Source organism: Virgibacillus sp. CM-4, assembly GCF_000445495.1.
In the GTDB taxonomy this organism is placed as follows: domain Bacteria; phylum Bacillota; class Bacilli; order Bacillales; family Amphibacillaceae; genus Virgibacillus; species Virgibacillus salexigens.
Map to the genome: position 1 here is coordinate 510,518 of NZ_AUQA01000006.1, position 12,344 is coordinate 522,861.

At 35.5% G+C, this 12,344-nt stretch carries 18 protein-coding genes; 6 read left to right on the forward strand and 12 right to left on the reverse strand.

What is annotated here, in order from left to right:
* Nucleotides 1–23: 23 nt before the first annotated feature.
* From msrB to M948_RS35845, 3 genes are all read left to right on the forward strand, one after another.
* The gene (gene msrB / locus M948_RS35835; RefSeq protein ID WP_021291323.1) at nucleotides 24–995 is read left to right on the forward strand and encodes a peptide-methionine (R)-S-oxide reductase MsrB; all 972 of its coding nucleotides are present in this window, start codon (nucleotides 24–26) and stop codon (nucleotides 993–995) included.
* 39 nt (nucleotides 996–1,034) lie between these two features.
* Complete coding sequence (locus M948_RS35840; RefSeq protein WP_021291324.1) at nucleotides 1,035–1,238, forward strand: DUF6501 family protein; 204 nt, start codon at nucleotides 1,035–1,037, stop codon at nucleotides 1,236–1,238.
* Between the two features lie 141 nt (nucleotides 1,239–1,379).
* A complete protein-coding gene (locus M948_RS35845; protein ID WP_021291325.1) occupies nucleotides 1,380–1,964 on the forward strand; it encodes a histidine phosphatase family protein in 585 nt (194 codons plus the stop codon).
* On the opposite strand, the gene M948_RS35850 is transcribed toward M948_RS35845, so the two are convergent.
* Nucleotides 1,955–3,136, reverse strand: a complete 1,182-nt coding sequence (locus M948_RS35850; protein ID WP_021291326.1) for a M14 family metallopeptidase — start codon at nucleotides 3,134–3,136, stop codon at nucleotides 1,955–1,957. The two genes, M948_RS35845 and M948_RS35850, sit on opposite strands and share 10 nt — an antisense overlap.
* A gap of 194 nt (nucleotides 3,137–3,330) precedes the next feature.
* On the opposite strand from M948_RS35850, the gene M948_RS35855 reads away from it, so the two are divergent.
* Nucleotides 3,331–3,570, forward strand: coding sequence for an indolepyruvate ferredoxin oxidoreductase subunit alpha (locus tag M948_RS35855; protein ID WP_021291327.1), 240 nt, complete (start codon nucleotides 3,331–3,333; stop codon nucleotides 3,568–3,570).
* Between the two features lie 51 nt (nucleotides 3,571–3,621).
* Here the strand turns inward: M948_RS35855 and M948_RS35860 are convergent, their stop codons facing one another.
* On the reverse strand, nucleotides 3,622–3,891 hold the full coding sequence (locus tag M948_RS35860) for an acylphosphatase (protein WP_021291328.1): 270 nt from the start codon (nucleotides 3,889–3,891) through the stop codon (nucleotides 3,622–3,624).
* 127 nt (nucleotides 3,892–4,018) lie between these two features.
* Between M948_RS35860 and M948_RS35865 the strand changes: the two genes are divergently transcribed.
* A complete protein-coding gene (locus M948_RS35865) occupies nucleotides 4,019–5,557 on the forward strand; it encodes an FAD-dependent oxidoreductase (protein WP_021291329.1) in 1,539 nt (512 codons plus the stop codon).
* A gap of 191 nt (nucleotides 5,558–5,748) precedes the next feature.
* Here M948_RS35865 and M948_RS35870 read toward each other — a convergent pair whose 3' ends face one another.
* From M948_RS35870 to M948_RS43670, 6 genes are all read right to left on the reverse strand, one after another.
* Nucleotides 5,749–6,114, reverse strand: coding sequence for a DUF1801 domain-containing protein (locus M948_RS35870; protein ID WP_021291330.1), 366 nt, complete (start codon nucleotides 6,112–6,114; stop codon nucleotides 5,749–5,751).
* A 189-nt stretch (nucleotides 6,115–6,303) separates the two neighbouring features.
* Nucleotides 6,304–6,498 carry a hypothetical protein gene (locus M948_RS35875; protein WP_021291331.1) on the reverse strand — a complete coding sequence of 65 codons (195 nt, stop codon included), beginning with the start codon at nucleotides 6,496–6,498 and terminating at the stop codon, nucleotides 6,304–6,306.
* 38 nt (nucleotides 6,499–6,536) lie between these two features.
* Nucleotides 6,537–6,737 carry a Lar family restriction alleviation protein gene (locus M948_RS35880; protein ID WP_021291332.1) on the reverse strand — a complete coding sequence of 67 codons (201 nt, stop codon included), beginning with the start codon at nucleotides 6,735–6,737 and terminating at the stop codon, nucleotides 6,537–6,539.
* Between the two features lie 200 nt (nucleotides 6,738–6,937).
* Nucleotides 6,938–7,078, reverse strand: a complete 141-nt coding sequence (locus M948_RS42880) for a YpzI family protein (RefSeq protein ID WP_021291333.1) — start codon at nucleotides 7,076–7,078, stop codon at nucleotides 6,938–6,940.
* 43 nt (nucleotides 7,079–7,121) lie between these two features.
* Nucleotides 7,122–7,532: a DMT family transporter gene (locus M948_RS43665; RefSeq protein ID WP_231378683.1), complete on the reverse strand. Its 411-nt coding sequence runs from the start codon at nucleotides 7,530–7,532 to the stop codon at nucleotides 7,122–7,124.
* An 8-nt stretch (nucleotides 7,533–7,540) separates the two neighbouring features.
* Nucleotides 7,541–8,050 carry a DMT family transporter gene (locus M948_RS43670; protein ID WP_231378684.1) on the reverse strand — a complete coding sequence of 170 codons (510 nt, stop codon included), beginning with the start codon at nucleotides 8,048–8,050 and terminating at the stop codon, nucleotides 7,541–7,543.
* Nucleotides 8,051–8,203: 153 nt separating this feature from the next.
* Here M948_RS43670 and nagZ point away from each other — a divergent pair, with 153 nt between their 5' ends.
* Nucleotides 8,204–9,445: a beta-N-acetylhexosaminidase gene (gene nagZ, locus M948_RS35890; RefSeq protein ID WP_021291334.1), complete on the forward strand. Its 1,242-nt coding sequence runs from the start codon at nucleotides 8,204–8,206 to the stop codon at nucleotides 9,443–9,445.
* Between the two features lie 28 nt (nucleotides 9,446–9,473).
* On the opposite strand, the gene M948_RS35895 is transcribed toward nagZ, so the two are convergent.
* The 4 genes from M948_RS35895 to M948_RS35905 form a co-directional block, all read right to left on the reverse strand.
* A complete protein-coding gene (locus M948_RS35895; RefSeq protein ID WP_021291335.1) occupies nucleotides 9,474–10,100 on the reverse strand; it encodes a chloramphenicol phosphotransferase CPT family protein in 627 nt (208 codons plus the stop codon).
* Between the two features lie 39 nt (nucleotides 10,101–10,139).
* Nucleotides 10,140–10,802, reverse strand: coding sequence for a CPBP family intramembrane glutamic endopeptidase (locus tag M948_RS0121955; protein WP_021291336.1), 663 nt, complete (start codon nucleotides 10,800–10,802; stop codon nucleotides 10,140–10,142).
* Nucleotides 10,803–10,894: 92 nt separating this feature from the next.
* On the reverse strand, nucleotides 10,895–11,818 hold the full coding sequence (cysK, locus tag M948_RS35900; protein WP_021291337.1) for a cysteine synthase A: 924 nt from the start codon (nucleotides 11,816–11,818) through the stop codon (nucleotides 10,895–10,897).
* Nucleotides 11,819–11,849: 31 nt separating this feature from the next.
* Nucleotides 11,850–12,263, reverse strand: coding sequence for a PH domain-containing protein (locus M948_RS35905; RefSeq protein WP_021291338.1), 414 nt, complete (start codon nucleotides 12,261–12,263; stop codon nucleotides 11,850–11,852).
* Nucleotides 12,264–12,344 lie beyond the last annotated feature (81 nt).

Here is a 12,344-nt window from a genome sequence, read left to right on the forward strand (position 1 = left end):
AATGCTCAGGAGGGATGTATAGCATGAGTGAAACAACAAAAGAATTCGCAACTTTCGCTGGAGGTTGTTTCTGGTGTATGGTTGAACCTTTTGATGAACGACCAGGTATTATTCGGGTGACTTCGGGATATACAGGAGGAACAGTAGAAAATCCAACTTATCAACAAGTCTGCTCGAATACTACCGGCCACGTGGAAGCAGTACAAATTGAATTTGATCCAACCATCATGCCATATAAGAAGCTGGTAGAAACGTTTTGGCAGCAAATCGATCCAACTGATCCGCATGGTCAATTTAATGACAGAGGAGAGTCCTACCAAACAGCGATCTTCTATCATAATCCGCAACAGAAACAAATTGCGGAACAATCAAAGCAAGACTTAGAGAATAGCGGTAAATTTTCCAAGCCAATTGTTACTGAAATTCTTCCTGCAAAGCCTTTTTATCCAGCGGAGGAAGAACATCAAGATTACTACAAAAAACAGTCCTTCCACTACCGCTTATATAAAAAGGGATCTGGAAGGGAAGATTTTATTAATCAGAATTGGAAGAACGCAAAAGATAACACAGATTTAAAACAAAAATTATCGCCAATCCAATATCAAGTAACACAAGAAAATGGTACGGAGCGACCTTTTTATAATGAATACTGGGATAATGAGCAAGAAGGTATTTATGTAGATATCGTCTCTGGAGAACCGCTGTTTTCATCCAAAGATAAGTATGACGCCGGCTGTGGTTGGCCAAGCTTTACAAAACCAATTGATAAGTATCAATTAAAAGAAAACACAGATACTTCCCATGGGATGGTTCGTACAGAAGTAAGAAGTAAGGATGCAGACTCTCATTTAGGACATGTATTTGATGATGGCCCTAAAGATGAGGGAGGACTCCGTTATTGTATAAATTCCGCTGCTATGCGATTTATCCCAAAAGATAAATTAAAGGATGCAGGCTATGGCGAGTATCAACGATTATTTGGCGGAAACAAGTAAACGATAATCATATTATGTAAACTATAGAGGAGAAGTGAAATGATTCATTTAGACTGGGAAAATAGAGAAACCATCAAACAATTAAAATGTGTACATGCTGATGCAAAGAAATTCGTAGTAAATAATAAATTGACACCAGGTAAAATTTACGACGTAAAAAATGAAACAGAAGAATTTTACTTTATTATTGACAATAGTGATCGAATCGGTGGATTTCATAAAGACTATTTTGAAGTAGTATAAAAATTACTTGTTGAATGGAAATACCAGGGGATAAACTACCCTGGTTTTTTTATGCATCGTACTATTTCTTTACTAAAAATGGTATACTAAACATGTATTAGTCAATTCGTATTATTCTGTTTTAAGAATGGAGGTTGGGTAATGGATTATTCCGTGCAAGTACAGAAACAAATCTATTTCGTAAGGCATTGTCATGCTCATGGTCAACATCGAGACTCTCCTTTAACAACAAATGGCTTAAAACAGGCAGAACAATTAGCGTATTATTTCAGCAAATTGGACAAACGAATTGATTGTATTATCTCTAGTCCTTATTTAAGGGCAATCGACAGTATTAAACCGTTTGCGATGAAGCAAGATCTATCTATACATATTGATGAGCGACTTCAAGAACGTATGTTGAGTGTGCAGCCAATTGATGACTGGTTAGAGGTGTTGGAGCATTCTTTTCAAGAACCTGATTTTGCTTTACCTGGTGGGGAATCATCAAATGATGCATTTAAAAGAGCGTATCCAATACTAGATGAAATAGTGCAGCAAAATGATTACCAAAATATTATTATCGTCAGTCATGGGAACTTAATTGCGTTATTACTAAATCATTTTGATCATACGTTTGGTTTTGAACAATGGAAGACGATGCGAAATCCAGATATTTACGCATTACAGTTTTGCGAGGAATTGGAATCGCCTCAACACATAATTTGGCAAGATCTTTATAAATAAAGACTTGCCAATAAAATTCCTCGTGTCTTTTGATAAATAATTGGATACTGTTCAAAAGGTAGAGGATTTACTCCCAACCCTAATTCCAACGTAAAACCAGGTCTTTGGAATTCTTGAATAAACCAATCTTTATAACCAGCAAAGCTATCGAGATAACGAACCGGTTGATAACCACTAACCTGCGCATATTCATTAACTATTTTTTGGGAAATGGCTGGTTCAAATCCCTCGAAACCCCAGTATATTTCTTCTCCTTGCGTATGTAGAGCAAGAAGCCGCATAAAATGACGTTGCTTCGCTAAATTCGCCATCGCAATCGCTTCTGACTCTGTTAATGCCATGTAGCCAGGGAAGTCTCTGGGCTGAGGTGAAGTTGGCTTTCTGTTCGCTTCCACATTCCAACATGCAGGGAATTGCTTATTCAAATCCACCCCTCGAATATTTGCTTTCCAATTAGAAAAATCATCCTGATTATGATTTATATCTAATACATTCGCTTCATATTTTGCTGCAGATGCAGAACCTTTTATAACAAGATTGACTCCGTCAGGATTAACCATAGGAACAATCGATAGGCGAGCTGCTTGATAAAGAGGTAATGTGGCAATGGCTTGCATTGGTAACTGATTCGTCAAGGATATGGCATATTCATTAATAAATTTTAGAATAACCGATGTCGTAATCCACTCTGTTCCATGAAAAGAACCATTTAAATGAACCTGTTTTGAACCATTTCCAATTTGTACCTCAATCAAATCTTTGCCCATTACGGATGAGCCAATGGATTGCAGCGTAATAAATGGATAGAGTTTTGCAATTTTATGTAGATCTTGTTGCATTTTTTCATAGGTGTAATCATTAAGGTCTGTTACGATTAGCTCTGTTACTTTTTTAGGAAGACATATGCTATGCCCAACAGTTAAACTGTTGTCAATGCTGGTTTGATTAAGTAAGGCAATCCGGTCGACAGGGATATTTCTGTTCGTAGCAATTGTTTGAAATGAATCATCGGATTGAATTATATAAGGAATGGATTGATACCCTGGTATATACACCGTCTCTTCAGCAAAAACTTGTGACCTTTGATTGGCATCTTCTATTAATGGTAACGGAATATCAAAAAGCTGACTATAATAGTGTAATGTGTCTCCTTGCCGTACAGTTATTTCCATTGTATTTCTCTCCCTATATTACGAATACTAAATTATATGGCTATTTTCATGAAAAATGTGTAGAATGATGGAATTAACAAGTGCTATTTCAGCAAAATGGCTTTTATTTTTCATTGTAAATGCGTTATAATTACAATTAAATTATTATATACACTTAACATAATTTAACAGAACGGTAAAAGGAGGAGAACCACTTGGCATTTATTATTACATCACCTTGTAAAGATGAAAAAGCAGGAGAATGCGTTGAAGTATGTCCTGTTGATTGTATAGAAGAAGGAAAAGATATGTTTTTCATTGACCCTGACATTTGTATCGATTGCGGGGCGTGTGAAGCTGTATGTCCGGTAGAAGCAATTTATATGGAAGATGAAGTACCAGAGGAAGAAAATGAATATATCGCTCTTAACCGTAAGTTCTTTGAAGAGCAATAAGAAGAGCAATAAATAGAAAGGATCGTTGGATCAACCAACGATCCTTTCTATTTAGCTTATTTTAAAGGAATTAAAATTCGTTGAACTTTCAAATTTGCTTTGATCTACCTCTTGAACCTTTATAGCTGGATTTAATCCTTTTGATAAGTCTTTTAAGAATTGATCTAATTGCTTATTCTCTCCTTGAGCTTCCAATTCAACCGTTCCATCCGGATTATTTCGAATCCAGCCAGTTATTCCTATTTCATCTGCTTTCTGCTTAGCAGAAAAACGGAAGCCAACTCCTTGAACTTTTCCACTTATCTTAGCATGTACGTTCATTGCATATCACCTCATTTAACACAATATCCGATTTATTTGAAAGGTAAACCTGATTTAATCGGTTAAAATAACGAGGAGTGTTTATACTACTAATAATAGTATAGTTAATAAAAGGAGTGGCCATCCATTGGATAAATCACAAATCCCTTCTGAATCAACCTCGTTTTGGAGAGATACGTTATCATTACCCAAATTCCGGCCTTTAGATACCTCCATTAAAACAGATGTCGGTATTGTTGGAGGGGGAATAGTTGGAATTACAGCAGCATACTTACTTTCGAAGCAAAATATTAAAGTAACTTTAATTGATGCAGATGAATTATTAAACGGAACAACTGGACATACAACAGCAAAAATCACCGCTCAACATGGTTTAATTTATGATGAATTGATTAGGCATATGGGCATTGAAAACGCCGGTCTTTATTTAAAGGCTGCCGATGAAGCTAAACAACTTATTGAAGAGATTATCAAAACACACCACATTGATTGTAATTATAAAAAAGAAGATGCATTTATTTATACCAACTCCGATAAATGGTTAGATAACTTAGAAAATGAGTATAACGCCTACAGGCAACTAAATATTAATAGTACTTTAAGTGAAACAATGCCTTTAGATATTCCAGTGAAATCTGTACTACAAATGAAGGATCAAGCACAATTCCATCCGTTAAAATATCTATTAACATTAATTGAAGAAAGTTGCAACCAGGATGCAGCCTATTACGAACACACAACTGCAATTGATATCGAATATAACAAATATCCTTCAATTGTAACCAAAGAGGGACATCGCATAACTTGCAAATATGTTATCTGTGCAACTCATTTTCCTTTCTATGACCGAGATAGTTATTATTTTGCAAGAATGTATGCCGAAAGAGCCTACGTTCTTGGAATCCAATCTCGAAAGCCTTATCCTGGTGGTATGTATATTAATGCGGAAACCCCAACCAGATCAATTCGGTCAACGAAGTGGGGAGGGAGTGACTTATGGTTAATTGGTGGAGAGAATCATAAAACCGGCCAAGGAAAATCCACATTGCATCATTACAAAGCACTTCAACAATTTGCTGAGCAAAATTTTGACATGAAATCTTGTGATTATCGATGGTCAGCACAAGATTTAACTACGCTTGATAAATTGCCGTATATTGGACCAATTAAAAAATCAGAAGATGCAGTTTTGGTTGCAACCGGTTTCCGTAAATGGGGAATGACAAATGGTACAGTCGCTGCTAAAATTATTTCTTCGCAAATTGTTGAACAACATAGTGACTATACAGCATTGTTTACACCAACACGATTCCAAGCCGATCCATCGATTCGAAAGTTCGCTCAAACAAATATGGATGTAGCGAAACACATGATTCAAGGAAAATTGGATAACACGGAAAATCAGCTTAATCAATTAGCGCCAGATCAAGCAACAGTCACTAGGATTAATGGTAATCGAACAGGTGTTTATAAAGATAAAGAAAATCAGCTTCATGTTGTTGATACGACCTGTACACATTTAGGTTGTGAAGTTGAATGGAATTCAGGTGAACGCAGTTGGGATTGCCCATGTCATGGTTCACGTTTTTCTTATACAGGTGAAGTTATCGAAGGACCAGCAAATAAATCATTAAAGCAAATTGATCCAGCTAAATTAAATAAATAGATCGCAAAAATCACTATATTGATCAAATCATATAGTGATTTTTTTTATTCCGTCTCACTATCAAGAGTATACTTTTATTTTGAGATAAAATTCACCTCTTTGCTTTAACTTCCTATAATATATATTATGTAAACTAGGAAATATAAAACAATCGGAACCATCCATTCACTTTATCCCATTCCCCTTTTCTATTATGATTCATTTAATGTGATGGCTGCTTTAATAATTGAAGTGAATTCCTCTGATTGAATGTCTTCGAGCTTTCGGATTTTAATACTCCTCATGGTTTTTCCTGTACCTTGTAACAAATGGTACTTGTCCTGAAGTTCATTTCCTTTATGAAAACCAAGATTAACATGTTCTTTTGCGGTTTGTATATAGCAAACCAATCCATTATACATATAATTTGGCATCGACCATTTCCATACTTCCACAAGTTTCGGTGAAGCTTCTAAAATCATTTTCCTTAACGTAATCGTAATCGTAATCGTTTGAATATTATCTGGCAAATCATCTATTAACTGATCGACTTCCTTCATCGTTCTTTGCTTATCCATCATTAACTCCTTTTAACTCCGTCTTTTTGTAAAAGTTTGCATTGAAATTTATTTAAATAACAAAAAATTCGTACTGTTTTGTGTAAATTATCGAGATTTTTCCTGGAACGCAGCTAAGGTTGAGATTATGGAAAGATTAAGATGGACAATCTACACTCTCCCCTGCTTCATTTACCACTCCGTACAAGTTTAGATTAAGTCAACTATATTCCCAATAAGTCTTCCGATTCCCTTTATTAGCCAATAGATTAATCGTAAAGGGAAAAATAGCAGCTCAGGTATCCAGAACAGTACATCTAGTACGAAGTCCCAAAAAGTATAATGATCATTATCTTTCTTCCTCTTTCTTGTTTTTCCTTTCTTTTTCTTCCACCATTCTTTCATTTATATACACCTCTAAATTGAATACGGATTTTTCATTACTATAATGTACCTTTGAATCGATTTGGTTTTTTGACATATCCTTCGATAATATAGCCGCATTCTGTGCAAACAATGTACTCAATTGCTGATCCTAAAACCTTTCCTTTCGGAGTAATATCGGAATATCCTCGTTGATGGCCAATCCCTATTTCTCTTTCACCACACTTAGGGCACTCTTTTATTTTTGTAAAATTCCCCATTGCTTCTCTTCCTCTCATCTGAATATATCATCGACCCAATTCAATGATTATAATACGTATATATATGTTATCGATGGCCTTTATAGATATACGATTAAATCTGGAATTTGTTTCAGGTGTACGGTATAAAATTATATCGTTGCTAATTCCTCAACGTAAAAAACAAAAGCGACTCTCTTTTCTCAAGAGCCGCTTTTGTATTATTTTTCACCATCGTTTAATTTCCTTGCTTCTTCTGGACTCGACATTTTCGTAGAACCTTTATAGCGAAGGCCAACATCTCGATCAGACTCAACACGTCCACTTTCTTTTAATTTCTTTTCTTGACGATCTTTACCCATTTTATACACCTCCTAATTATAAAATGGGTTAATTTAAAAAATTCTATTCTCCCCTGCTTTTATAAGCGTAATATCCATGCATTCGTTTCTTAACCTTTCTCCTTTTCTGAAAAACAGTTATAAATGCAGAAAATAAAACAAGTATAATTCCAATTATTTGTAATAAGCTTAATGAATCACTATAGATGAATACACCTACTAAGATAGCTACAATCGGTTCCAAAACACCTAATATCGCTGCTTTACTTGATTCGATATACGTTAGTCCGAAGGTGTAGAGTGTATAGGCGCATATGGTAGAAATGATAGAAATACCAATAATACTTAACCAAACTTCAGATGATTGGAAATGCTCAGCTTTTTTCCACAAGCTACTTGTCGGAGCGATAAATAGGCTTCCCATGAATAATGAGTAAACCGTAATTGTAATAAAATTATAATGTGCACTAACCATTTTCCCTATCACACTATAAAGCGCACAGAAAAAAGCGGAAAGTATTCCCAATAACATACTATGAAACGACATATGAAAATCGCCAAGTGGTATAGTTGGACCGCAAACGAACACCCTACAATTGTAAGAACGATTGACAGCAGTTTTTGAATGGTGAATTTTTCTTTAAAGATTATCTTTGATAGAATAGCAACAAATACAGGTGATGTGTATAGGAGAACGACAGCTATAGAAATAGAGGTTTGTTCCATTACTTTAAAATAAAACCAATTAAATAATACAATTCCAAACACACCTAACCCGATAAAGTGCGGAATATGTTTCCACTCGATTTTTAAATAGGATCTAGAGAACAAAGCTAAAATGGCAAGTAGAATCATGGAAGAACTTAAAAGTCTAATGGTTACGATTTCCCAAGCAGTAAAGCCATAACTATATAATGTCTCCACAAATAAGCCTGTTAATCCCCAGAAACTTGCTCCGATCATTGTAAGAAGATATGCAATAGAATGCTTCATACTTTCACCTTCTCTCTCTTTTTTAAAGGTTTCCGTATTAAACGAAACATTGCGATGATATAATAAGCTTTTTAACAATCTTGTAGTATGGGTATTGTAACACATACATCATTAAAGTAAACCATGTATGAAAGAAAGGAGAATACGAATAGAATGACGATCTTCTTTAAAACGTTATTAAGCAGCTTGCTCATTTGTTTCATTTTAAGTGCTTGTAATGGCACAAATGTAGAGATCGAGGAAGCAGCTTCATCCGATCTCACACCAGAGTACAAAGATAATGAACTTCGAATAGGTAATTCAAAAAATAACCTACAAGCTACCATAAAAGATATGAATTTAGATGAAAAAATTGGACAACTAGTAATAGTTGGGGTTGATGGAGATACGATGGATCAAGACATTAATCAATTAATTAAAAAACGGAAAGTTGGCGGCATTATCCTTTTTAGTAAAAACCTATTATCTATCCATCAATCGAAAATGTTGATTAATAAATTAAAACAAGCAAATACAACTAATTCAGTTCCCTTATTTATGGGGTTAGATGAAGAAGGAGGTCGTGTTACTCGTCTGCCAAACGATTTTCTTGCTACTCCTTCTAGTGAAGAAATCGGGAATTCTAATAATCTTGACTGGGCTTATCACACCGGTCAATCCATTGCCAAGAAAGTGAAATCACTAGGTTTCAATATTAATTTTTCTCCAGTACTTGATATCAATAGTAACCCTAATAACCCCGTTATTGGAGATCGATCATTCGGATCGACTCCAAATAAAGTGATTGAATTTGGGTTAAAGCAAATAGAAGGAATGCACTCACAAGAATTAATTTCAGTAACAAAGCATTTTCCAGGTCATGGAGATACAAATGTTGATTCTCATCTTGAAATACCAGTCATTCAACATAATAAATCCCGATTAGAGGATTTCGAATTAGCGCCCTTTAAGGCTGCGATTAAACAAAATGTAGATGCGATAATGATTGGCCATTTACTCGTGCCAGCATATGATAAACAATATCCTGCTACCCTATCAAAGCCAATTGTAACTGAATTATTACGCGGAAAGCTCAACTACGATGGCCTCATCGTAACGGATGATATGACCATGGGTGCAATCAAAGAAAACTATGATCTAGGGAATGCTGCAGTGCTTTCGGTTCAAGCAGGAAGCGACCTAGTTATGGTAGGTCATGGCTATGATGAAGCTAATGATGTATTAACAGCATTGAAGCAAGCAGTTCAATCGGGGGAAATATCGGAGGAACGGATTAATCAAAGTGTGAAGCGTATTCTGGATTTAAAGGAATCTTATCGGCTCACTGATCAACCTATAAAAGATATAAACGTAAAAAAAATCAACAAATTTATTACGGAATTCAATTCTAAGTGAAAACCTACTCACATTGGATAAACATTTTTCAGCTTTGACTGAGGTTAGCAATACGGTTTATAGCTGATGGCTTCGATAGGTCGTTAAGTTCGAATTGAATGAATAAAGCGGCTTCATTTGGAGAGTAAACCGATGTATCTATTTGTAAATCGTAAATACCAACTTTATGAACAGCTTCTTGCCAACGTTTAACGTTAGGAGGAATCGTTCCATCTTCTTCATATTTATTCTGCCAAGTGTTTATTCGACGTTCCATGATGGTGTCAATTGGACAATAAATCCCTACAAGTAACACCGGTAATTCCTTTATGATATTGGCGCAGATAGGTAACAGTTCCAGTGAAGTTGAATAACTATCATGATGACCTACATCAACAACGACATTTAGCCCTAACGTGCTATGCACTCGAATTGACTGATACATGGCTTGATACATGGATACGATAGCTGCTTCTAAATCCGGACGTTCACCTCCAGGGCGTAATCCAATGCCTGGTTGCAGATCATTTGGAATCATTTGCATATATGTATCTACACCGATATTTATCCATATACCGTCAAAGCTATTTTGTATAGCTTTGACGATACTTGATTTGCCTGATCTTGGCGCTCCATTAAGAATAATGATCTTTCCACATTTCGTTTGTTTTTGCATAGGTCCTCCCTCCTTCCATGCATCTTTCTTATTCCACTCTTAGTAAAATAACGTAGTTCCGATCATAATAATCATTATGTCAGCACATATATGAATGATCCACGATGACCAAATGGTTTGTTTTTTTTCATTTACTTTGTGAAATATAAATGCGATAAGCCAGAGTCCAATAAAACAAGCGCCGATTAGATAGGGGCTGAACCATAAAGCGATCATTGGGATATGGTAGGAAGCAAATAATAACGGACTGAATATATATCCTACTTTTCGTGGAAGCTGAAAGAATACAAATCCACGAAAAAAATATTCTTCTAAAAAAGAATTAACAAAAGTGATATATACACCAACAAAAATAAATCCCGTGGCTGTGATACCTAAGCGATCTGTTAAATCATGCTTAATTTGTTCTATATCAAAGAAAGGCTGTAAGAAAATATATGCTAGCAATACAATACTTGCTGAAGCAATCCCCAAAGCTAAAAGACGAAATAAATCCTGTTTTTTTAGTTTCTTTAAGCTCAAAACCGATTTTAAATGATAATCTTTAAAAATTGCTTGATAGAACCAAATGGTTAAAAAGAACATTCCAATTTTGCTAAACGACTTTATCGCATAATTTATTTCTAGTGTATGTTCAATAACGGCTAGTAAGGAACAGGTTATGATTGTACTGCTTATGATAAAGAAAACTTTTTGTCGCACAGTAATTCCACCACTATTTCTTGTTTGTTATGATTTCCTTTATCTTACCATATAAAAAACCAATCATCTAAATGAAGATGATTGGTTTTTTACTATTCGTTGTCAAACAAATTCATGCTTAGGTAACGCTCCCCAGAATCCGGAGCAATACAGACAACTTGTTTTCCTTTGCCTAATTTTTTAGCTACTTGTATCGCGGCATAGACGGCAGCAGCTCCTGAAAGACCAATGAAAATGCCCTCTTGCTTAGCGATTTGCTTAAACATATTCACAGCATCTTCATCGGCTATTTGCATAATTTCATCATAAATATTTGTGTTTAAGATATCTGGAACAAATCCAGGACTCGTACCCACTAACTTATGTTTTCCGGGTTTACCACCCGATAGTACTGGTGATCCTTTTGGTTCGACAACAGCGATGTGAAGATCGGGTATTTTCTCTTTTAATGCTTCTCCCGTGCCAGTTACTGTACCACCTGTTCCTGCCGTACAAATAAATGCATCTAACTCGCCACCCATTTGTTCAAAAATCTCTACAGCCGTTGTCGTACGGTGGATAGCAGGATTCGCTTCGTTTTCAAACTGTTGTGGTATATAGCTGCCTGGATGTTCTTTCTGTAATTCCAATGCTTTTTTTATTGCTCCAGGCATTTTTTCTTCACTTGGAGTTAACACTACCTCTGCCCCGTAGGCACGTAATATATTTCTTCTTTCTTCTGTGCTGTTATCAGGCATAACAATAATTGCTTTATAGCCCTTAGCTGCTGCATTCATCGCAAGTCCTATTCCTGTATTTCCGCTTGTTGGCTCAATAATCGTATCACCCGGTTGAAGTAAGCCTTTTTCTTCAGCAGTTTTGATCATACTATATGCTGCACGATCCTTTACACTTCGACTAGGATTATAAAGCTCCAATTTGACATATACATCTGCAGCATCTTCTGGCAGAATTTTATTTAGTTTAACCATTGGTGTATTACCTATTAATTCACTAACATTATTAACAACTCTCATCTTGTAAAACCACCTTTAGTTGTTGTTTCATTCATACTAACCGTTTATCTATTTCGATCTCAGGATTTATCTCTAATACCGATTTCAGAAATTCCTCTTGATCTCGAGGTGAAATAGAAGTTACATCAAACTTGCCGCAATGTAAAACGATACGATCCAGTGATAATGAAGGAGCAGCGGCGAAAGGATTTTTTCTCGCTTTTATAATCGTTTTAATATCTTTAATTAGAACGGTTTGTCGAATCGGTCCATAACGAATTTTGATTTTATCTTCTTTAATACAGTAGTCCGTTCGAAACCAGAACCATAATAAAAATAATGCAAATGGCAGAATAACGAATGCGGATATAATATCTCCATTAACTAATGGAATGAAAAAGCCCAAACCGGCGATCACCCATAATAAGGTGGATAGCCATCGATCTTTCTTGGAAGGGAACACCATTACAGTTCCTCCTGTTAATAATATTTTACTTCTTTTATTATAAAAGCATCGCTTATTTTTTTCCAACTTTACCTATCAGGA

What these genes read in the sequence shown, in the direction of transcription:
- M948_RS43665 (WP_231378683.1), bottom strand. Translation starts at nt 7,532, where the DNA reads ATGGTTAGTGCACATTATAATTTTATTACAATTACGGTTTACTCATTA.
- msrB (WP_021291323.1), top strand. Translation starts at nt 24, where the DNA reads ATGAGTGAAACAACAAAAGAATTCGCAACTTTCGCTGGAGGTTGTTTC.
- M948_RS35905 (WP_021291338.1), bottom strand. Translation starts at nt 12,263, where the DNA reads ATGGTGTTCCCTTCCAAGAAAGATCGATGGCTATCCACCTTATTATGG.
- M948_RS35880 (WP_021291332.1), bottom strand. Translation starts at nt 6,737, where the DNA reads ATGGGGAATTTTACAAAAATAAAAGAGTGCCCTAAGTGTGGTGAAAGA.
- nagZ (WP_021291334.1), top strand. Translation starts at nt 8,204, where the DNA reads ATGACGATCTTCTTTAAAACGTTATTAAGCAGCTTGCTCATTTGTTTC.
- M948_RS35850 (WP_021291326.1), bottom strand. Translation starts at nt 3,136, where the DNA reads ATGGAAATAACTGTACGGCAAGGAGACACATTACACTATTATAGTCAG.
- M948_RS35845 (WP_021291325.1), top strand. Translation starts at nt 1,380, where the DNA reads ATGGATTATTCCGTGCAAGTACAGAAACAAATCTATTTCGTAAGGCAT.
- M948_RS35860 (WP_021291328.1), bottom strand. Translation starts at nt 3,891, where the DNA reads ATGAACGTACATGCTAAGATAAGTGGAAAAGTTCAAGGAGTTGGCTTC.
- M948_RS42880 (WP_021291333.1), bottom strand. Translation starts at nt 7,078, where the DNA reads ATGGGTAAAGATCGTCAAGAAAAGAAATTAAAAGAAAGTGGACGTGTT.
- M948_RS35840 (WP_021291324.1), top strand. Translation starts at nt 1,035, where the DNA reads ATGATTCATTTAGACTGGGAAAATAGAGAAACCATCAAACAATTAAAA.
- M948_RS35895 (WP_021291335.1), bottom strand. Translation starts at nt 10,100, where the DNA reads ATGCAAAAACAAACGAAATGTGGAAAGATCATTATTCTTAATGGAGCG.
- cysK (WP_021291337.1), bottom strand. Translation starts at nt 11,818, where the DNA reads ATGAGAGTTGTTAATAATGTTAGTGAATTAATAGGTAATACACCAATG.
- M948_RS35870 (WP_021291330.1), bottom strand. Translation starts at nt 6,114, where the DNA reads ATGGATAAGCAAAGAACGATGAAGGAAGTCGATCAGTTAATAGATGAT.
- M948_RS43670 (WP_231378684.1), bottom strand. Translation starts at nt 8,050, where the DNA reads ATGAAGCATTCTATTGCATATCTTCTTACAATGATCGGAGCAAGTTTC.
- M948_RS35875 (WP_021291331.1), bottom strand. Translation starts at nt 6,498, where the DNA reads ATGAAAGAATGGTGGAAGAAAAAGAAAGGAAAAACAAGAAAGAGGAAG.